The following is a 20,279-nucleotide window of genomic DNA, read 5'->3' on the forward strand; positions in this document are numbered from 1 at the left end:
AGCACGGTGCCCGAACACCGCGCCCGAGTACGGGAGCCCGAGCCCGCGTCCGGGCACACGCCGGAGGCGCGCGTCGAGAGCACGTGCCGAAAGCACACGCCCGAGCACGGAAAAGCGGCCCCGGCCCTCCACCAGGAGGGCCGGGGCCGCTCCATGCCGGCCGAGATGCCGGTCAAGTACCATCGGCTCGTATGTCCGTCCCGAAAGGGCGCCGCGCCGTGCTCGCCGGGATGCTGGCGCTGATGAGCGCCGGTCCGTTCGCCGGGACGGGCCCCCTCCTGGCCGGAGCCGCCCCGCTCCTCCCGCGCGGCTCGTACGACGCCCGGCGCGTTTCCCGGGACCCGGGCGACCTCCGCGACCTGTGGCCGGGTGCCGCCGTCACCGTCAGGGGCGAGCACTCCCTCGTGATCGGCCACGGCGTCCCCGACGCCGTCCTGCGGGACCTGGCGGCGAGGGCCGACCGCGCCCGCGCGACGATCGCGGAGATCTGGGGGCCGGTCCCCGCGGTGATCCTCTTCCCCGCCACCGACGCCGAGGCCGCGGCGCTCGCCGGAGCCGACAGCACCCGCGGCCTGGCCGCGATGGCGACCGCGGACCGGGTGATCGTTCTACCTTCGGGATACGCCAGGCTCACCGAGACCGGCAGGGACGTGGTGATCACCCACGAGCTCGCCCACGTGGCCACCGGCGCGACCCGTGGTGGCCGGGTGCCGATGTGGCTGTCGGAGGGCTTCGCCGACTACGCGGGTTACCGCGACGCAGGGATCGCGGTGCGCACGGCCGCCGCCGAACTGGCCGCCGAGGTGCGCGCGGGCGTCCTGCCCGAGCGCCTGCCGGGACCGGCCGACTTCGCTCCCGGGGCGCCGAGGCTCGCGCAGGCGTACGAGGAGGCGTGGCTCGCCTGCCGGTTCGTCGTGGAGCGCTTCGGGGAGAAGGCGCTGGTGAGGCTCTACGGTAGCGATGTCGGGAGCGCGCTCGGCCTGCCGCCGGCCGAGTTCACCGGATCCTGGCGCGACTACCTCAGGAAGGAACTCACGTGACGCTGAGCACGAAGGACGCGCCCTCGGGTGTGCGGCCCGCGGGATGGGCGACGGCCGGCCTGGGGGCGGTCACGCTGGCGGTCGTGGCGTTCACCACGCCCTGGAGCGTGCTGCCCGAGGGAGCTCCGGCCGTCACCCCCGATCCGGCCCGCGACTTCACCGCCGAGCAGATCGCCAGGGCCGAGACCTTCGACGCGCTGGTCAGCCTTCCCGGCTACCTGTCGCTCGGCCTGACGCTGGTCGTGGCGGGGGTGCTGATCGCCACCCCGTTGGGCGCGCGGCTCGTCGACCGGCTGCCGGGGCCGTGGTGGCTGCGGACGTTGCTCGGCGTGCTGGCGCTGTCGGTGGCCGTGGCGATCCTGCGCTGGCCCCTGGGGATGTGGTCGGAGGGCTACCTGCGCGAATTCGGGCTGTCCACCCAGACCTGGCCCGCGTGGGCGGCGGACCGGGCCAAGAGCACCGGCATCGGCGCCGGGCTGACCGCGATCATGGTGGTGGCGGTGATCGGCCTGGCGCGGCGCTACCGGCGCTGGTGGATTCCCGCGGCGGCCGGGGCGTTCGTCCTGACCGTCGCGGCCTCCTTCGCCTACCCGGTGCTCATCGAGCCGGTCTTCAACGACTTCAGGCCGCTGGAGGCCGGGCCGCTCCGCGACGACCTGCTCGCGATGGCCGACAGGGACGGCGTGCCGGTCGAGAACGTGCTCGTCGCCGACGCCTCCCGGCGGACCACCGCGCTCAACGCGTACGTCTCCGGATTCGGCGCGACCCGCAGGATCGTGGTCTACGACACGCTGTTGCGCGCGCCCGCCGACGAGGTCGAGCTGGTGGTCGCGCACGAGCTGGGCCACGCCAAGGCGGACGACGTGCTGTGGGGCACGCTCGTCGGCGGCCTGGGCGCGGCGTTCGGGGCGTGCCTGCTGTACGTGGTGACCTCGGCGGGAGGCGTGCGGCGCAGGGCGGGGGTCACCTCACTCGGCGACCCGAGGGCGGTGGGACTGGTGATGGGGGTGCTGAGCCTGGCCACCGTCCTGTCGGGGCCGGCCCAGAACCTGGTGAGCAGGCATATCGAGGCCCGTGCTGATCTGCACGCGCTGGACCTGACGAGGGATCCTGCGACGTTCGTGGCCATGCAGAAACGGCTGGCAGTAACCAATATTTCGGATTTGTCGCCTGATTTCGTTGAGTATGTACTTTATGTATCGCATCCCACGGCACCGCAGCGCATCGCCATGGCACGCTCCTGGGCTGGGCTGAACGGCCTCCCCGAGCCGTGAGCCGCACACTGGTCGTCACGAACGACTTCCCGCCCCGCGCGGGAGGGATCCAGTCGTTCGTGTACGGTCTCATCGCCCGCCGCCCGCCCGGCTCGGTCGTCGTCTACGCGCCCCGGTGGACCGGCAGCGCGGCCTTCGACCTGCGCCAGCCGTATCCCGTCGTGCGGCACCCCACCTCGCTGATGCTGCCCACGCCCGCCGTCGCCCGCCGGGCCGCCGAGCTGGTCGCCGAGTTCGGGTGTGACACCGTGGTCTTCGGGGCGGCGGCGCCGCTCGGGCTGATCGCGCCCAGGATGCGCGAGGCCGGGGCCCGCCGCGTCGTCATGGTCACCCACGGCCACGAGGCGGGCTGGACCGGGATCCCGATCGGCCGCCAGGTGCTCGCCAGGATCGGGGCGAGCGCGGACGTGGTCACCTATCTGGGGGAGTACACCCGGCGGCGGCTGGCCGGGGTGATAGCCGAGGACAAGCTGGTAAGGCTCGCTCCCGGAGTCGACACCGAGGTGTTCCACCCGGGGGCCGGGGGAGGGCGGGTGCGTGCGGAACTCGGCCTGGGAGAGCGGCCGGTGGTGGTCTGCCTGTCCAGGCTGGTGCCGCGCAAGGGGCAGGACACGCTCCTGCGGGCCTGGCCCGGCGTGCTCAGGGATGTGCCCGGCGCGGTGCTCCTCATCGTCGGCGGGGGCCCGTACCGCAGGAACCTGGAGCGGCTGGCCCGGCCGTTGGGCGGCTCGGTCAGGATGACCGGCCCCGTGTCCGAGGCCGAGTTGCCCGGCTACCTCGCCGCGGGCGACGTGTTCGCGATGCCGTGCCGCACCCGCCTGGGCGGCGTCGACGTGGAGGGGCTCGGCATCGTCTACCTGGAGGCCTCCGCGAGCGGCCTGCCCGTGGTGGCCGGCTCCTCGGGCGGCGCCCCCGACGCCGTACTGCGCGGGGAGACGGGCCTGGTCGTCGACGGCACCCGCCCGCAGGAGGTCGAGGCGGCCCTGATCGGCCTGCTCAAGGACGGGGCCGGGGCGCGTGCCATGGGGGAACGCGGGCGCGAATGGGTGGCGCGCGAGTGGACCTGGGACCTCGCGGCCTCCCGCTTCGCGCGCCTCCTGGAACCGGCGGAGACCCCCTGACGGCAGAGGGCTCCGCGGGGACCTGCCTTTGACAGCCGGTAACAGCCGGACAAGGACCCGCCAAGCCCTCTGGCGGTAGAGAGATCCGCTGAGATCTCTCGTGAGAGGTCTCAGCGGGCACCCGGCTGTGAGCGGGGCTGCGGAGATCTCAGCCGTAGAGGGATTCGACCTGCTTGGCGAAGTCGCGCATCACGACATTGCGCTTGATCTTCAGGGTCGGGGTGAGGTGCCCGCTCTCCTCGTTGATGTCGAGGTCGAGGATGACGAACTTCTTGATCTGCTCGGCCTTGGAGACGGACCTGTTGGCGCCGTCCACCGCCTTCTGCACCTCGGCGACGATCGCCGGATCGGAGCTGAGGGTGGCGAGGTCCGCGCCGGTCTTGTCGTTGGCGGTCTTCCACTGCTCCAGGGCCTCGACGTCGAGGGTGATGAGCGCCGCGACGAACGGCCTGTCGTCGCCGACCACCATCGCCTGGCTGATCAGCGGGTGGGCGCGGATGTGGTCCTCCATCGGGGCCGGGGCGACGTTCTTGCCCGCGGCGGTGACGATGATCTCCTTCTTCCTGCCGGTGATGCGGAGATAGCCGTCCTTGTCGAGCTCGCCGATGTCGCCGGTGTGGAACCAGCCGTCCGCGTCGATCGCCTGCGCGGTGGCCTCCTCGTTGTTCCAGTAGCCCTTGAAGACGTGGCGGCCCTTGACGAGCACCTCGCCGTCGTCACCGATGCCGATGGTGACGCCGGGGAACGGCTTGCCGACGGTGCCGATCTTGTTGGCTCCCGGCATGTTGACCGAGGACGGCGCGGAGGTCTCGGTGAGGCCCCAGCCCTCCAGGGTCTCGATGCCCACGCCTCGGAAGAAGTGGCCGAGCCGCTCGCCGAGGGCGGAACCGCCGGACACCGCCGTCGTGAGCCTGCCTCCGGTCGCGGCGCGGATCTTGCCGTAGACGAGCTTGTCGAACATGGTGTGCTTGAGCCGAAGGCCCAGCCCCGCGCCACCCGCCGACTCGGCCCTGCTCCAGGCGACGGCGGTGTCGGCCGCGGCGTGGAAGATCTTCCCCTTGCCCTCGGCGGTCGCCTTCTGCTCGGCGCCGTTGTAGACCTTCTCGAACACGCGGGGCACGCCCAGCAGGAACGTGGGCTTGAAGGACTGCAGGTCGGGGGCGACGTTCTTCATGTTGGGGGTGTGCGCGAGGATCGTGCCCGTCTCGATCAGCACGACCTCGATGATGCGGGCGAAGACGTGCGCGAGCGGCAGGAAGAGCAGCGCCGCCCTCTCCTCCACGACGAACAGGCGCTCCAGTGGGCCGTTCGCGACGTTCCTCGCGGTGAACAGCAGGTTGTCGTGGGTGAGGCTGCAGCCCTTGGGCCTGCCGGTGGTGCCCGAGGTGTAGACGATGGTCGCCAGGTCGGCGATGCCGCGACCTGACCTGCGCTCGGTGAGCGTCTCCTCGGAGATCTCGGCACCGAGCGCGGTGAGCTCCTCCAGGGCGCCGCCCTCGATACGCCAGATGTTCTTGAGGCCGGGCAGGCCGGACGCGTCCTCGCGGATGGTCTCCTCGTGCGAATCCAGCTCGGCGAACACGGCCTTCGCGCCGCTGTCGGAGATGATCCAGGCGACCTGGTCGGCGGAGGAGGACTCGTAGATCGGCACGCCGACCGCCCCCGCGGCCCAGATCGCGTAGTCGATCACGGTCCACTCGTAGCGGGTGCGCGACATCAGGGCCACCCGGTCACCCGGCTCCACCCCGGCCGCGATCAGGCCCTTGGCCACCGCGGCGACCTGGTCGCGGAACTCGCGGGCGGTGACGGCGGTCCAGTCGTCGCCCACCTTGCGCCGCAGGGCGACGACGTTGGGCTCCTCCTCCGCGCGCCGGAACACGGTGTCGGTGAGGTTGGCGGAGGCGGGGACATCCACCAGCACGGGGACGCTGTACTCGCGCACGGGTCACTCCTGGAGACGCACGATCGATGGGCTGTCTGGAAGCTATCGCGATAAGTTACGTATGGGTAAATTCGTCACCCAGGCGTTATGAAGACTGATTTCACCGTAGCAAGTACCGTCACAGCGAACCGTCGGCCGCGCCGTACGCCTTCACGCTGGGCTCGCGCCCTGCGAGGTTCATCCCATATGGCCCTACTCGTTGGTGGTGAGGATGCCTGACATGCGGGTTCACGTCGTCAGTGACGTACACGGAAGAGCCGACGCGCTGGCCCGCGCGGGAGACGGCGCCGACGCGCTCATCTGCCTGGGCGACCTCATCCTGTTCGTCGACTACGAGGACCACTCCCAGGGCATCTTCGCCGAGCTCTTCGGGGCCGAGCGGGCGGGGGAGTTCATCGCGCTGCGCACGGCCAAGCGGTTCGACGAGGCGCGGGCCATGTCCTCCGCGCTGTGGGCCTCGCTGGAGGGCGACCCGCGCGACCACATCGAGCGCTCCGTCCGGCGGCAGTACGGCGAGATCTTCGCCGCGATGCCGACCCCCGCGTACATCACCTACGGCAACGTGGACCTGCCGGTCTACTGGCCGGAGTACGTCAGGGAGGGGCACCGGGTGCTCGACGGCGAGACCGCGGAGATCGGAGGTCTGCGGTTCGGCTTCGTGGGGGGCGGACTGCGCACCCAGTACCGGACCCCGTACGAGATCGACGACGAGGAGTTCGCCCGCAAGGTCGAGGCCGTCGGCGAGGTCGACGTGCTCTGCTGCCACATCCCTCCCGCGGTCCCCGAACTGCTCTACGACGTGGTCGCCCGGCGCTTCGAGCGGGGCAGCGAGGCCACCCTGGAGCTGATCAGAAGGACCCAGCCGCGCTACGCCCTGTTCGGCCACGTCCACCAGCCCCTGGCCACCCGCACCCGGATCGGCAGGACCGAATGCCTCAACGTGGGGCACTTCAGAAACAAAGGCGTCCCCTACGTGCTGGAGCTGTAGTCGATCCGGCGCCGGATGAGCGCCTCGGGGCACGGCTCCCCGTCGGCCTCCCGTCGTCGGGTTGCCGTCACCGGCCACCGTCATCGCGGTGTCCCCGCCTGGCCACGCCCGGCCCCGCCGGGCGTACATCGGCGATCGTGAGGCAGTACGGTTGCCCCATGGCTGATCGCACCACCTCCAGCATCAAGATCGGCGCGGACCGGTCGACCGTCATGACGGTCATCGCCGACTTCCCCTCGTACCCGGAGTGGGCCGGTCAGGTGAAGGCCGCGCGCGTCCTGTCCACGGGGGAGGACGGTCGGCCCGCCACGGTCCGGTTCGTCCTCGACGCGGGTGTGATCAGCGACGAGTACACCCTCCGTTACACCTGGCACGGCGAGGAGTCCGTCGACTGGAGCATCGCCGAGGCGGGAAAGATGGTCTCCGGGCTCACCGGGAGCTATCGTCTTGCCGACGCGGGCAACGGCACCGAGGTGACGTACGAGCTCGCCGTGGATCTCAAGGTCCCGATGATCGGCATGATCAAGCGGAAGGCGGAGAAGGTCATCATCGACACCGCCCTGAAGGGGCTGAAGAAGCGCGTCGAGACCCCATGAGGGTGGGGGAGACGCGGCACGGCGCGGGCGCGGGGCGCGGCTCCACGTCTTTCCGCCGGGAGGTGGCGTGAGCAGAGTCCTGCTCTTCACCGGCAAGGGCGGCGTCGGCAAGACGACCGCCGCCGCCGCGACGGCCACACTCGCCGCCCGGTCCGGGCTCAAGACCCTGGTGGTCTCCACCGACACCGCCCACTCGCTCGCCGACGCCCTCGGCGTGCGTGCGGGCGGGGAGCCCACGGAGATCGCGCCCGGTCTCTCCCTCTACCAGGTCGACACCCAGAAGGTGCTGGAACGCCAGTGGGGCGAGCTGCGCGACTACGCCCGGGGCGTCTTCGCCGAGCTCGGCCTCGACGAGGTGACCGCCGAGGAGATCACGGTGCTGCCCGGCGCCGAGGAGATCATCGCGCTCCTCGAACTGCGTGAGCAGGCGCGCACCGGCCTGTGGGACGTCATCGTCATCGACTGCGCCCCGACCGCCGAGACACTTCGGCTGCTCGCTCTGCCCGAGGCCCTCGACTGGCACGTGAACCGGCTGCTGCCCGTCGGCAGGCGGCTGCTGAGCGCTCTCTCCCCGCTGGTCCGCCGCCTGGCGCAGGTCAGCATGCCGGAAGACCACGTGATCGGCGCGGGTGAGCGGCTCCACCGGGGCCTGCTGGAAGTTCGCGAGCTGCTCACCGGACCCGACGCGAGCGTCCGGCTGGTGCTCACCCCCGAGGCCGTCGTGCTCGCCGAGGCCCGGCGCACGCTGACCTCCCTCAGCCTGTACGGCTACCGGGTGGACGCGGTGGTCGCGAACCGTGTCTTCCCCTCCGAGGGCGCCGACCCGTGGCGGGAGAGATGGGTGCGAGCCCAGGCCCGCCACCTGGCCGAGGTCGAGGAGTCCTTCGCGCCGCTGCCCGTGCACATCGTGCCGTACCTGGAGGCCGAGCCCGTCGGCCTCGACGCCCTCATCACCGTCGCCGAGGCCATGTACGGCGAGAGCGACCCCTTCGCCCCGCCCTCCGTCGACCCGCCACTGCGGATCACCGCCGACGGCGAGCTGTTCCTCGCCCTGCCACTCGCGGACAAGGACGAGGTGGATCTGGCGCGCAAGGGTGACGAGCTGATCGTCAACGCCGGTTCCTACCGCCGTGTCCTGGCCCTGCCCGTCGCACTGGCCCGCAGGCCGGTGCGGGACGCCGCGCTCCGAGATGGGTTTCTCCGGGTACGGTTCGAATCGGGAGGGCCTGATGACCGATAACACGAATGACGCTGAGAAGACCCCGAAGCCGCGTGCGCCGAGGAAACCGCGGAAGACCGCCGCCGCGAAGCCGCCGCCCGAGGTCGGAGAGACCGGGGGCACCGGGGGTGCCGGGGGTACCGAAACCGCCGAGGCGGCCGAAGGTGCCGGCAAGGCTCAGAAGGGCCGGCGCACCGGGAGGACGACGGCGCAGAAGGGCCGGCGCGCGGAGCCGGCCGAGCGATCCCCGCAGGGAGGCCCCGCGGGGACGTCCGAGCCCGTCGAGCCCGTCGAGCCCGTCGAGCCCGTCGAGCCCGTTGTGCGGGTTGAGCCGGTGGAGGCCGTCGAGCGGCAGGAGAACGCGGGGGAGCCCGAGCGCGACGCGCGCGCCGAGTGGTTCGAGCGCGCCGATCGGGCCAGGCGTGAGGAGCGGGCGGCCGGATGGACCCCTTGGGCCAGGCCAGGCGACCGCGCCGAGCCCGCGGGCCGCGAGAAGGACACCGCCGCCGAAGAGCGAGCACGTGAGGAGCGGGCACGTGAGGAACGGGCGCGCGACGAGCGGGCACGTGACGAGCGGCGGGCACGGGAGGAGCGGTCCCAGGAGGGCAAGGACCCGCTGGGCACCGCCGCCGAGGAGGCGTTCAAGCTCTTCGACACCCTGCAGCAGAAAGCCACCAGGGAACTGCGCAAGAATCTGATCAAGGGCACGATGACCGGGGTCGGCAGCGCGCTTTCCGGTGGCGGGCGCGGAAGAAGAGAGCGGGACGTGTGGGAGGAGGCGGTCTCGGAGCATGAGGAGTACATCTGCCGGGCCTGCCCCGTCTGCCGCGCGATGGCCGCGCAGCGTGAGTCGGGCGGCGGCGCCGTCACCGACCACCTCATGCAGGCGGGCACCGAGCTGTTCGCCGCCTTCAAGTCGGCCGTCGACGGACTCGGCAAGCCCGCGCCCGCACAGCGGGAGCGCGAGCGCGAGCGAGGAGACACCCCCGTGGAGCACATCGACCTGGGGTGAGCCCAGGGGGAGAGGATGAATGGACAATGGCGCTGACCATCGGTGTGGACATCGGCGGTACGAAGGTCGCGGCGGGAGTCGTCGACGAGGACGGCCTGATTATCGAGCATGCTCTGCGGCCCACCCCGGCGGAGAATCCGGAGCAGGTCGCCCACACGATCGGTGACGTGATCCTGGAGCTCTCCAAGGACCGGGAGATCGAGGCCGTCGGCCTCGGTGCGGCCGGGTTCGTCGACGAGACCAGGTCCATTGTCCGCTTCGCCCCCAACCTCGCCTGGCGCGAGGAGGCGCTGCAGAAGAAGGTCTCCGACATGGTCGGCCTTCCCGTCGTGGTGGAGAACGACGCCAACGCGATGGCGTGGGGCGAGGCGAGGTTCGGCGCGGGGCGCGGCGAGACCCACCTGGTGTGCGTGACCGTCGGCACCGGCATCGGCGGAGGCATCGTCTTCGACGGCTCCCTGTACCGGGGGCGCTGGGGCATGGGCGCCGAACTCGGCCACATGCAGGTGGTCCCCGACGGGCGCCTGTGCGGGTGCGGCAACCTCGGCTGCTGGGAGCGGTACGCGAGCGGCAGCGCCCTCGTGATGGAGGCCAAGCTGATCGCCGAGGCCGAGCCGGACCGGGCCGTCAGGCTCCTGGAGATCGCCGGAGGAACGCCCGACCAGATCGAGGGCCAGGAGGTCACCGAGGCGGCCAGGCAGGGCGACCCGGCCGCGCTCGCCGCGTTCTCCTCGATGGCCCGCTGGATCGGCCAGGGCCTGGCCGACCTCGCCGCCGTTCTCGACCCGGGCTGCTTCGTCCTCGGCGGCGGCGTCTCGCGCGCCGCGGACCTGTGGATCGACGAGACCCGCGAGTTCTTCAACACCCACCTGAGCGGACGGGGGCACCGCCCGCTGGCCGAGGTCCGCTGCGCCGAACTCGGCCCCTCGGCGGGCCTGGTGGGCGCCGCGGATCTCGCCCGCAGGCGCTGACGGCTTCCTCGCCAGCTGTACTCCGTACGTACCAGCCCGCCCGTATGCCGATCGGGACGGGCTGGTACGTCCGACGGCGCGCGGTTATCCTCGCGGCACGTGTCGCGAATCGAGGTGGCCGTGTGCTCAGGATCGCCAGCTACAACGTGCGCTCCATGAAGGACGACGTCCCGGCGCTGGGGCGGGTGGTCGCCGCGCTCCGTGCCGACGTGCTCTGCGTGCAGGAGGCGCCCCGGTTCCTGTGCTGGCGCCGCAGGAGAAGACGGCTCGCCTCCTTCGGCGGGCTCGCCGTGGCCGCGGGCCGCCGCAGGGGCGGGGTCGCGGTGTTGACCGGCCCCGGGGTGCGGCTGCTGTACGGGGAGGGCCGTCTGCTGGAGTCCTTCTTTCCCCTGGAACGGCGCGCCATCGCGATCGCCGTGGTGGAGTCGGGGGGGCGTCGGGTCGCCGTCGGCTCCGTCCATCTGGATCTCGACGAGACCGCCCGGCGTCGCCACGCGGACGAGGCGGTGAGGTTGCTGAGGGCGGTGGCCGACCGGTTCGACGCGCTGCCGGTGCTGGCGGGAGACATCAACGAGCAGTCCGGTCAGCCGAGCTGGCGGCACCTCACCGAGCGGCTCACCGACTGCTACCCGGTCTCGCCGCGCGGCGACGGCTTCACCTTTCCCGCGAGGGGCCCGCACAAGCGGATCGACGCGATCTTCGCGGTGGAGGGTCTCTCCGTGGTGTCCTGCGGCGGGGCCGACGCGGACCCCGCCGACCTGGTGGCCGCCACCGACCACCTGCCGGTGATCGCCGAGCTTGACCACCCGCGCCCCGAGACCGGCCAACCGGATCCGGCCACGGGTCCCGATTCCGGTACGGGCCCGGTGAGATCACCCGATACGGGCGGGCCGGGCAGCACGCAGGGCAAGCCCGATATGGGCCTCCCTGGGGAGCCCGACCCAGGTCTCGCGAGGGAGCCCGGATGACGAGCGGTTCCGTGACAGGGAAAATTTCCGTGACAAGGAAAGGACGTCTTTCCAGATAGCGCCCGTCAAGTGAGGAGACCGGCACACGGGGAGTGGATGAGCCCCGTACCATTTGAAACATGACCCGTCGCCTTCCGCGGCGTGCGCTGGTTCTCTGCGCGGGAGGCCTGCTCCTGCTGTCCTCGCAAGCGTTCCCAGCCCATGCCGACCCTGTCAGCCCGCCCGCGATCGAGGCGTGGCAGGCTCCGGTGAGCGCGGGCCTGAGCAGTGACGGGTCGCTGTCCGACGTGGTGGGGGTCTCGGCCACGAGCGTGTGGGCGGTCGGCCAGCAGAGCGTCTGGGACGTCTGGCAGAGCCGGGGCGCGATCACCCACTGGGACGGCACCTCGTGGAGCGAGGTCGGCATCCGCAACGACCCGACCGGCGCCGGGCCGCTGCGCTCCGTCGCGGCGGCCTCGGCGACCGAGCTGTGGGCCGTCGGTGAGGGGCACGACGGCCTTCCCTACCTGGCGAGGGGAGACGGGGCGTCCTTCGACAGGGTCATCGTCGACAAGCTGCACGCCGGCGACTGGCTGGGCGGGGTGGCGACCGTTCCCGGCCGGGTGGTCGCCGTCGGGCGGCGCGACAAGGTGCCCATGGTCGTGACCGGCACCGGCTCGAAGTGGAAGCTCACCCAGCTTCCCGACAAAGGCGCGCTGTACGGGGTGGCGCTGTCGGGCAAGAGCGACGGGTGGGCGGTGGGCGACACCGGCGGCAAGCCGTTGATCATGAAGCAGTCCGGCGGGCGCTGGAAGACCTACAAGACCCCCCGGATCCCGGGCGGCTACCTGCGTGACGTCCACCTCGACGGCCCCAAGCGGGCCCTCGCCGTCGGCGGCGTCTACCGGGAGAACGGTGGGATCGTCCCGCTCGCCCTGTCCTGGAACGGCAAGAAGTGGTCTCGGGTCTCCCTCCCCGAGGGAGACGTTCGGCTGTACGGGGTGACGGGCGACCGCAAGGGCCGTTACTGGATCTCCGGGGTCGATCTGGATCGGCCGGGGGAGGCCTTCCTGCTCCGGTACGACGGGCGCAAGGTCAAGACGTTGCGCGGTCCTGAGACCGCCGCTCCCCGGACGGTGCGGCTCCAGTCGGTGGCCTACCTGCCGGGCACCGACACCGTGTGGACCGTCGGCCACGTGGTCGACGCCTCCGGCAAGTACACCGACGTGATCGAGCGCTTCGGCAACTCGGCGCGTGCCGGCTCGGGACGCACCAAGCAGTAGCGAACCCGGGGCGCACCGAGCAGCGGACCGCTCAGATGACCGCGCCGTCGTCCCAGCCGGAGTCGTTGGGCGGGCCGTCACCCATGCGGACCACCAGCGCCACGAAGCCGCCGATGAACGCCGCGACCGCGGTGAAGAGCATCCATCCCTGCAGGTTCCAGCCGAGCGCGGCGCTCAGCAGCAGGTAGGCGGGGCCGCCGAACAGCGCGAGCCATGCGATCTTGGTGGTGGCGTCGGTCTTGGGCAGCGGAGGTGGGGGCGGAGGCACGTAGTGCCCTTCGTCCTCGCCGCCGGACTGCTCCGTGTCGGTTTCGGCCTCGTCGGCGGGATCGTCCTCACGCAGGAGGTCTTCCTCGTCCGATTGTTTGATCACCCGTCGCGGAGGCTCGGCCGGAAGGTTCTCGCTGTCCGGCCACGGCTGATCTGCCGAGTCGCGCTCGGCGGTGTCGTTGAAGGACGCGACGATCTGACGCCAGACCTCGTCCTCATCGCTTTGAGGTGTCACCTAGTTGGGCTCGTTGCTCATCGGTCGATCACTTTCTCCCGAAGACCGCGTATCCCCCGCTCGCGATCAGTCTCTCTGCAAGGGTACAGACGCGTTCGAGGTGATGAACTCCAGGCTCCCCGCGAAGATCCGTTCAGCGTCGTTGTCAAGCGTCGCGACATGGTAGCTGTCGGCGAGCTCCACAACATTCAGATTCCCCTTGGTCAGCCTCTCCCGCAGAATACGCACACTCATCGGTTTCACAACATGATCCTGCGGACTATGGAAAACCAGGACGGGCTGGGTGATCTTACCCAGCTCCGATCGGGTCAGCGACCACAGCCGCAGGAGGGTGGCCGCGGCCTTGACCGGCGTACGCGTGTAGCCGAGCTCGGCCGCTCCCTCCTTCTTGATGTCCCCGGCCACGCCCGGCACCGACGCGACCACGAACTTGAGCAGGGGAGCCAGTCTGAGCAGCGGCACGTCGTTGACGATCGACGGGTTGACGACCACCACTCCCTTGATTCCGTCGCCGTGCACCTCGGCGAGCCGCAGCGCCATGCACCCGCCGAGTGAAAGGCCCATCACGAAGACCTCGGCGCAGCTGCCGCGCAGGTCCGCCAGGGCCTTGTCCAGCTCGGCGTACCAGTCCTCCCAACCGGTGCGGGCCATCTCCCGCCAGGTGGTGCCGTGGCCGGGCAGCCTCGGCAGCGCCACCGTCAGACCCGCCGCCGCCAGGTATTCGCCCCAGGGACGCAACGACTGCGGCGATCCGGTGAATCCGTGGCAGAGCAGGACGCCGATCTGTCCTCCCGCATGGTGGTACGCCTCCGCACCGGGCATGACTGGCATCGCGGCTCCTAGTAAGGTTCGCCTGATCGTCGCACGACTGGGACATGTTTTGCGAGAGGTCGATTTGGGTGGTTCGGGGGGGTAGGTGGCCGGGATCTGAAGTGGGAGGATAACTCCAGATTCTCGCCTGTCAATCGAAGGAGCATCGAGTGTTCTACTGGGTGGTGAAGGCCATCCTCTCGCCCTTGCTTCATCTGATTTTCCGCCCCTGGGTGGAGGGTGTGGGGAACGTGCCGAAGCAAGGGCCGGTGATCCTCGCCGGAAACCACCTGTCGTTCGCCGATCACTTCTTCGGGGCGCTGTTCCTGCGGCGCAAGGTGATCTCTCTCGGCAAGTCCGACTATTTCACCGGCCGAGGTCTCAAGGGGCGGGCGAGCAAGGCCTTCTTCAGCGGTGTCGGCACCGTCCCCATCGACCGCTCCGGCGGCAAGGCCAGCGAGGCGGCGTTGCGCACCGGCAAGCGCATCCTCGGCGAGGGGAACGTGCTCGCCATCTATCCCGAGGGTACGCGTTCCCATGACGGCCGCCTCTACAAGGGCAAGACCGGTGTGGCCCGCCTCGCGCTGGAGTCGCGCGTGCCGGTCGTCCCGTGGGCGATGGTCAACACCTTCGAGATGATGCCCCCGGGCAGCGTCCTGCCCAAGCTGGGCATCCGCCCGGGGGTGAAGTTCGGCAAGCCGCTCGACTTCAGCCGCTACTACGGGATGGAGGAGGACCGCCTCGTCCTGCGCGCCGTCACCGACGAGATCATGTACGCGCTGATGGAGCTCTCCGGTCAGGAGTACGTCGACAAATACGCCGCGAGTGCCAAGGTCGAGGCCGCCCGCGCCGCCAAGGAGGCGAAGGAGGCCGCCAGGCAGGCCGCGAAGGAGGCGCGCAAGCGCTCCTGACCGGGGCGGCGTCACCGGTGAAGCGGGATCAAAGGGCGGGGTGACCGGTGAAGTCATCCGAGGGCTGGGTGACCGGTGAAGTGGGATCAAAGGGGTGAGGCAGGGGGAGGCGGTGAGACGGCTCGGAGAGTGAGACGAGATCACCGGTGAGGCGGGTCAGCGGGTCGACTCGCGGATCACCAGCTCGGGTTGGAACATGATCTGCTGATGGGCGTGCGAGTCGGGGTTGTCGCACTCGTCCAGCAGCAGCTCGGTGGCGACCCGTCCCAGCCGGTGGGTCGGCTGCCGGATGGAGCTGAGCGAGAGCGTCGACGCCGAGGCGAAGTCGATGTCGTCGTAACCGATGAGAGAGACGTCCTGGGGGACCCGTACGCCCGCCTGGAGCAGCCCGCGCAACATGCCCAGGGCGAGCAGGTCGTTCGCGCAGAACACGGCGTCGGGCAGCCGCCCCTCGGCGATCAGCTTCTCCGCCGCCTGCTGCCCCGACCTGGCGTTCATCGCGCTCATCGCGATCTCCTGCAGTGCCTCCGCAGGGTCGCGGCCGGCGGCGGTCAGCGCCCGCTCCGCGCCGATCAGGCGGTCGGCGCCTTGGCGGATGGTGTGCGGGCCGCTGACGTAGGCGATCCGCTCGGCCCCGGTGGAGAGCAGGTGGGAGACCGCGAGTGAGCCGCCGGCGATGTCGTTGACCGCGACCGAGCACTGGTCGGCGTGTTCGGCGGGGTGGCTCACCAGGACCACGCTGATGCCACGCTTCTTGAGCTGGTCGATTTTGGTCAGGTTCGCACCGGCGGGCGTGATGAGCACCCCGCGGACCCGCTGTTCGGCGAAGACCAGGAGGTTGCGCTCCTCCTTGAGGGACTCGCCCGAGGAGTTGCCCAGGATCACCGCGTACCCGCGCTCGCTGGCCACGTCCTCGACCCCCGCCGCCACGTCGGTGAAGAAGGGGTTGGCGATGTCGATGACCGACAGGCCGAGGGTGCGGCTGTGCCCGGCCCGCAGGCTGGAGGCGGAGCCGTGCCGGACGAACCCCAGGTCGCGGATGGCCTCCTCGACCCGGGCGCGGGTGGACTCCGCGACCTTGTCCGGCCAGTTGAGCACGTTGGATACCGTTCCTGGGGAGACCCCGGCGCGCGTCGCGACTTCCTTTATGCTCACCGAGCTCATGTGCACTGATTAAAACGTAACAACCTTCGGTTTGCTAGTGAGTTCAGGTACTTTCGTCCTACTTGACTGGTTTCGTCCCTCGGCTCGACGTGGCGGTGTTGACGGTGCCCGTGGGTGTCACACGACTTTTTCGCCGTCGTTGAAACGTTTTCAAGAAGCGCTCGGATCTTGCGTGATGGCCTTCCCGGCGTCCGGGGGAGGAGCGAGCGGAGAGGATCGTCCGCCCTGTTCCCGCTCTCGCCGACAGGCCGGACCCCCTTCAGGCAGGAGATCCGGCGTTCGCGGGCGTGGGAGGAGCGGTGGCCGGTCAGGACCTCACGGGGTGTCCGTCCCCGTGAGGTGGGCGCGGATCTGGCGGATGTGCTCCGGGGTGGTGCGGCAGCAGCCGCCGACGAAGGCCGAGCCGGCGGCGGTCCACCCGGCCGCGGCCTCCCCGAACTCCACCGGGTCGGCCAGCCCGAGCCAGCGCCGGTTCGCGGAGTCCCAGACCTCGCCCGAGTTGGGGTAGACCATGGTGGGCTTGCCCTTGATCTGCGAGATCAGGCTGAGCACGTGGCGCGGCGCCGTGCAGTTGACGCCGATCGCGATCACCTGGGGGTTGCCGGCGAACAGGCCTGCCGCCATCTTGAGCGGGGTGCCGTCGTTGATGTGCTCGCCGTCGCGGCAGGAGAAGCTCACCCACGCCCGCATCCCCGGCGTCTCGGCGAGCAGCCGCCTCAGCGCCCTCGCCTCGCTGTAGGACGGGATGGTCTCGCAGGCCATCAGGTCGGCCTCGCTGTCGGCCAGGATGTGCCAGCGGTCGCGGTGCCAGTCGGTGAGGCCGTCCTCGTCGAGGTCGTAGGCGCCGGTGTACTCGGCGCCGTTCGCCAGATAGGCGCCGTACGGGCCGACGCTCGCGGCCACGGTGCCCGAACCGTGGGCGTCCCTGGCCTGGGCGGCCAGGTGCACGGAGAGCAGGATGAGGTCCTCGGCCTCGGTGGCGCTCAGCCCTCGCTTCACGAACGCGGGGATGCTCGCCTGATAACTCGCCGTTATCGCCACCTCGGCGCCGGCGGTGAAGTAGTCGAGATGCGCCTGCCGGATCACGGAGGGGTTCTCCAGCAGGAGTTTCGCCGACCAGAGGTCGTCTCGCAGGTCCGCGCCCAGCTCCTCCAAATGGGTGGCCAGGCCGCCGTCCAGAATCACCATCCCGCTACTTTATGTGGCACGGCCGAGGTTGGAACCCCGATCTTCCCGCCCCCGGCCCACTCTGTCCCTTATCGGCCCCGCCGCCCCTCAGCTCGTCGCCACGGCCTCCCGTGGGTTCGGGCTCCGCTCCTCGGGGCGGCGGGACCGGGGAGGTCACCGCTTCCAGAACGGACGTCGCCCGGTGGAACCCGTCAGGGACTCCAGGACCTCCACGGCCCTGCGCCACAGGACGTCCACGTCCCCACCGGCCTGCAGCTCGCTCGCCAGGGCGGCGAGTTCGGCGTGGCCGCCGAGGTAGACGACGAGGGCCGCGAGGCGGCTGCCCAGGTCCTCCAGCAGGAGCAGTCGCTCGGCGGCGGGCAGGGAGGCCGCGGCGCGCAGCCGCTTCAGCTCCTCGGCGAGCTGCTCCTTCGGCGGGTCCTGAGGGCCGGCCTGGGACTTGCCGCGCTTCGGGGGAGCCCCCGCCGGCGCGGGGCGCAGCATCCTGGCGCGGTCGTCGAAGCCTCCGGCCGCCGCCTCGTGCGGCATGCCGCCGACGGCGGGGCTCGCCGCGAACCTCGGCATGGAGCCGGGGCGGGCCATCCCGGGCGGTCCCGTGGGCGCGGGGGGCGGCGGGGCCGCCGCGTTCTCGAAGGCCATCGAGGTCATCATCATCGGAGCGGCGGCGATCGGGTTCTCCCAGCCGCTGGGCGGCTCCACCGGCTGGATCACCCGGTGTCCGGGACCGCCCTCGGCGACCACCTGCGTGTCGACCGCGACGAAGGCGGTGAACCTGCAGAGCACCCCGTACCTGAGCGAGGTCTCGACGATCTCGGCCTCCAGCGACCGGTCACCGGCCGCGTAACGGTCCTCCAGGGCACGCAGCCGCGCCCGCGCCCAGATCGCCCGTACGGCCGGATTGTCCACCACGGAGGCGGTGACCCTCCGCTCCCACGGCGAGCCGTCGGCGCCCACGCCCCGTACGGTGATCGCCCCTTCCGCGGGGCCACGGTAGCGGCCGAGCACGGTGAGCGGGACGCCCGAATAGATCGAGCCGATGTGGCTGACCGTCTCGGTGATCAGGTCGAGCCCGTCGGCCTTGAGGGACAGGTCGGTGACCAGGGGGGCGCCGATCCGGCGGTGGATGTGCTCCATCGCCTCGTCCAGCCGGTCCTCGGACTCGACCAGCTCGCACCTACCCCCTCCCACCCCGGCCAGCCTGCCCAGGAAACCGGCGTTGACCGCCCTGTCGATGCCGACCGTGTGCACCCGCACCCCGGCCAGCGCGGCACCGGTCCGCGCCAGGATCTGGTCCTCGTTGCCGACCTGCCCGTCGGTGACGAGCACCAGCACCCGGTCCCTGGCGGAGTCGGCGAGCAACTCGGCGGCCCGCTCCAGCGGGGACAGCATCTCGGTGCCGCCGCGCGCCTCCAGCCTGGCCAGGTGCTCCACGGCGCGGTAGCGGTTGCGGTCGGACGCCTCGGACAGCCCTTCGCCGAGACCCTCCGGGTATTCCACGACGCTGTCGAAGGAGAGCACCGCGAACCGGTCACCCGAGGTGAGCGTGTCGACGATGCGCGCGGCCGCGCGCCGGGCCGCCACCATCTTCCAGCCGGTCATGCTGCCCGAGCGGTCGAGGACGAGCACCACGTCCTTGGGCTTGGCCTCTGCGGGCGCCGGTTCCGGGACGACGGTCAGCGTGAACGTGCCTTCATCGTTCTCCGGGCCGTTCTCCTCGTCGTTCTCCTCGGGGGCGAGCGCGAGGGAGGTGGAGGCGCCGGTGGCCAGGCGCAGGATGAAGTCGCGATCCAGCCGCTCACCCGGCTGGAGGCGGATCACACCGCCCTCCTGAAGGACCACGTGCAGGCTGGAGCGGACCTCGCGCAGTTCCAGTCCTGCGGGGTCGACGGAGACGGCGAGCGAGAGGCGGACCGGGTTGGGGAAGCCGGGCAGCAGCACCGGCGGGGTGATCCGGGAGGCGTCGGGGACCGCGTCGGTGTCCGGTGCCCACCCGTCGCCCGCCCGCTCGTCGTCCAGCGGGGTGCCGGGGATGTAGCGGGGGGCGACGACCAGCGGGAAGCGGAAGGTGGCCGCGCCGTCCTCGTACGGGAGCGGCTGGTTCAGCGTGAGGTGCACGGTGACCCGCTCGCCCGGCACGATGTTGCCGACCCTCATGGTGAAGACGTCCGGCCGGTCCTCCTCGGCGATCGCGGCTCTCTTGCCCTGGGAGATCGCCTGGTCGTAGTCGGCCCTGGCCTGGCCGCGCTCCTTGAGCACGCCTTCGATGACCCGGCCGTCGGCCTCCATCCTGAAGGCGGTCACGGCGGCCCGGTCGGGCAGCGGGAAGACGTACGTCGCCTCAAGCGCCACGTCGTGCGGGTTGCGGAAACCCTGGACCACCTCGACCCCGGCACTCAGGCCGGACACGGCGGCGGTCACGTCCACGCTCTCCAGCGGCAGGTTGCCGAGCTCGGTGGCGAGCGCCCCCAGCCCGGTGTCGGGGACGGGGTGGCACTCCTCCGGCGGCAGCGTTGTGATCGAGGTAATCATGAGTGAGTTCCTTCCGGAGGTGTGAGGCCGCGTTCGCGGAGGAGTGACAGGAGCCCTTCCGAGGCGGCGGCGATCTCGGCGAGGTCGTCGGGGGTGGGGGCGTTCGCACCCGTGTCGAGCAGGAGCGTCACGCCGTTCGCCAGCTTTACGCCGTGGACGGCCACGGCCTTCGGGGCGGGTGGCGAGGACGGCGCGGGCCGGGGCTCGGCAGCGACGGCAGCGGTGGGCGGTGGCGGCTGTGCGGTGTGTGCGGCGGCCGGTCGGGGCGGTGGTGCGGGCACCTCCGGTTTCACCGGTTTCACCGGCTCCGGTGACTTCGGTGGCGTCGGTGGCTCTGCGGGGGAGGGCGGTCCGGCCCAGAAGCGCGGGCGTGCCGGCTGGGGGGAGCCTGTGCTTGCCGGAGGGGGTGCGGGTTGCGGTGGGTGGTCGGGGAGGCGGGCGATCGACTCCAGGGTCTGGTCGGTGGCTCCGGCCAGCTCGGCCTGGATCTCGGCGATGGTGCGGCCGTCGGACTGGCGTCGCTTCACGGCGACGATCTGGAGCAGGTGGCGCCTGCCGTACATGGCGACGCGACCTCGGCGGGCCGCCGGGGGGTCGAGGAGGCCGATCGTCGAATACCAGCGGATGAGGCGTTCGTTGGGCATGTCCCTCACCCGCCCGTTGAGCTGGGCGGTGGGGGTCAGCGCCGCGGATGCCCGCTCAGCCAGTTCACCGATGGTCCATTCCATGCCTCGATAGTGACACTGTAATCATGACAGTGTCAACATTTCGGCCTGCGT

Annotated in this window: 18 protein-coding genes; 11 read left to right on the top strand and 7 right to left on the bottom strand. The window is 71.0% G+C overall.

Translation table 11 applies throughout. The features are described from left to right. Positions 1-191 precede the first annotated feature (191 nt). From ACIBH4_RS29715 to ACIBH4_RS29725, 3 genes are read left to right on the top strand one after another with little or no spacing between them, the layout of a single operon-like run. Positions 192-1,040 carry a hypothetical protein gene (locus tag ACIBH4_RS29715; protein WP_362502147.1) on the top strand — a complete coding sequence of 283 codons (849 nt, stop codon included), beginning with the start codon at positions 192-194 and terminating at the stop codon, positions 1,038-1,040. Next, positions 1,037-2,314, top strand: a complete 1,278-nt coding sequence (locus ACIBH4_RS29720; RefSeq protein WP_362502149.1) for a M48 family metallopeptidase — start codon at positions 1,037-1,039, stop codon at positions 2,312-2,314. Before ACIBH4_RS29715 ends, ACIBH4_RS29720 begins: the two co-directional genes overlap by 4 nt. Beyond that, positions 2,311-3,435, top strand: coding sequence for a glycosyltransferase family 4 protein (locus ACIBH4_RS29725; RefSeq protein WP_362502151.1), 1,125 nt, complete (start codon positions 2,311-2,313; stop codon positions 3,433-3,435). The genes ACIBH4_RS29720 and ACIBH4_RS29725 overlap by 4 nt, the downstream gene beginning before the upstream one ends. A gap of 148 nt (positions 3,436-3,583) precedes the next feature. Here ACIBH4_RS29725 and ACIBH4_RS29730 read toward each other — a convergent pair whose 3' ends face one another. Next, a complete protein-coding gene (locus ACIBH4_RS29730; RefSeq protein WP_362502153.1) occupies positions 3,584-5,377 on the bottom strand; it encodes a long-chain fatty acid--CoA ligase in 1,794 nt (597 codons plus the stop codon). A gap of 220 nt (positions 5,378-5,597) precedes the next feature. On the opposite strand from ACIBH4_RS29730, the gene ACIBH4_RS29735 reads away from it, so the two are divergent. The 7 genes from ACIBH4_RS29735 (at position 5,598) to ACIBH4_RS29765 (ending at position 12,393) form a co-directional block, all read left to right on the top strand. Next, positions 5,598-6,365 (top strand): metallophosphoesterase, encoded by a 768-nt coding sequence (locus ACIBH4_RS29735; RefSeq protein WP_362502155.1) that lies wholly within the window; start codon positions 5,598-5,600, stop codon positions 6,363-6,365. A 158-nt stretch (positions 6,366-6,523) separates the two neighbouring features. Then, complete coding sequence (locus tag ACIBH4_RS29740; protein ID WP_350947491.1) at positions 6,524-6,961, top strand: SRPBCC family protein; 438 nt, start codon at positions 6,524-6,526, stop codon at positions 6,959-6,961. 67 nt (positions 6,962-7,028) lie between these two features. Continuing rightward, entirely contained in the window at positions 7,029-8,201 is a 1,173-nt protein-coding gene (locus ACIBH4_RS29745; RefSeq protein ID WP_362502158.1) for an ArsA family ATPase, read from the top strand. After that, a complete protein-coding gene (locus ACIBH4_RS29750; RefSeq protein ID WP_362765133.1) occupies positions 8,191-9,192 on the top strand; it encodes a hypothetical protein in 1,002 nt (333 codons plus the stop codon). Before ACIBH4_RS29745 ends, ACIBH4_RS29750 begins: the two co-directional genes overlap by 11 nt. A 26-nt stretch (positions 9,193-9,218) precedes the next feature. Further along, positions 9,219-10,163 (top strand): ROK family glucokinase, encoded by a 945-nt coding sequence (locus ACIBH4_RS29755; RefSeq protein WP_362502162.1) that lies wholly within the window; start codon positions 9,219-9,221, stop codon positions 10,161-10,163. A 122-nt stretch (positions 10,164-10,285) separates the two neighbouring features. Further along, complete coding sequence (locus tag ACIBH4_RS29760) at positions 10,286-11,131, top strand: endonuclease/exonuclease/phosphatase family protein (protein WP_362502164.1); 846 nt, start codon at positions 10,286-10,288, stop codon at positions 11,129-11,131. Positions 11,132-11,250: 119 nt separating this feature from the next. Continuing rightward, positions 11,251-12,393 carry a hypothetical protein gene (locus tag ACIBH4_RS29765; RefSeq protein WP_362502166.1) on the top strand — a complete coding sequence of 381 codons (1,143 nt, stop codon included), beginning with the start codon at positions 11,251-11,253 and terminating at the stop codon, positions 12,391-12,393. Positions 12,394-12,424: 31 nt separating this feature from the next. Here the strand turns inward: ACIBH4_RS29765 and ACIBH4_RS29770 are convergent, their stop codons facing one another. Continuing rightward, positions 12,425-12,898, bottom strand: a complete 474-nt coding sequence (locus ACIBH4_RS29770; protein WP_362502168.1) for a hypothetical protein — start codon at positions 12,896-12,898, stop codon at positions 12,425-12,427. Positions 12,899-12,964: 66 nt separating this feature from the next. After that, positions 12,965-13,729, bottom strand: a complete 765-nt coding sequence (locus ACIBH4_RS29775; protein WP_362502170.1) for an alpha/beta fold hydrolase — start codon at positions 13,727-13,729, stop codon at positions 12,965-12,967. A gap of 149 nt (positions 13,730-13,878) precedes the next feature. On the opposite strand from ACIBH4_RS29775, the gene ACIBH4_RS29780 reads away from it, so the two are divergent. Next, entirely contained in the window at positions 13,879-14,619 is a 741-nt protein-coding gene (locus tag ACIBH4_RS29780) for a lysophospholipid acyltransferase family protein (protein WP_362502172.1), read from the top strand. A gap of 156 nt (positions 14,620-14,775) precedes the next feature. Here ACIBH4_RS29780 and ACIBH4_RS29785 read toward each other — a convergent pair whose 3' ends face one another. The 4 genes from ACIBH4_RS29785 to ACIBH4_RS29800 all read right to left on the bottom strand — a co-directional run bounded on the left by ACIBH4_RS29785 (position 14,776) and on the right by ACIBH4_RS29800 (position 20,228). Further along, the gene (locus ACIBH4_RS29785) at positions 14,776-15,783 is read right to left on the bottom strand and encodes a LacI family DNA-binding transcriptional regulator (RefSeq protein WP_362502174.1); all 1,008 of its coding nucleotides are present in this window, start codon (positions 15,781-15,783) and stop codon (positions 14,776-14,778) included. 315 nt (positions 15,784-16,098) lie between these two features. Beyond that, on the bottom strand, positions 16,099-16,971 hold the full coding sequence (gene mmuM / locus ACIBH4_RS29790) for a homocysteine S-methyltransferase (protein WP_362765130.1): 873 nt from the start codon (positions 16,969-16,971) through the stop codon (positions 16,099-16,101). 153 nt (positions 16,972-17,124) lie between these two features. Next, positions 17,125-19,500 (bottom strand): VIT domain-containing protein, encoded by a 2,376-nt coding sequence (locus tag ACIBH4_RS29795; RefSeq protein ID WP_362502178.1) that lies wholly within the window; start codon positions 19,498-19,500, stop codon positions 17,125-17,127. Further along, positions 19,497-20,228, bottom strand: coding sequence for a MerR family transcriptional regulator (locus tag ACIBH4_RS29800; protein ID WP_362502180.1), 732 nt, complete (start codon positions 20,226-20,228; stop codon positions 19,497-19,499). Before ACIBH4_RS29800 ends, ACIBH4_RS29795 begins: the two co-directional genes overlap by 4 nt. Between the last annotated feature and the right edge of the window lie 51 nt (positions 20,229-20,279).

Origin of the sequence: Streptosporangium sp. NPDC050284 (genome assembly GCF_044459525.1) — a bacterium.
GTDB lineage: Bacteria > Actinomycetota > Actinomycetes > Streptosporangiales > Streptosporangiaceae > Streptosporangium.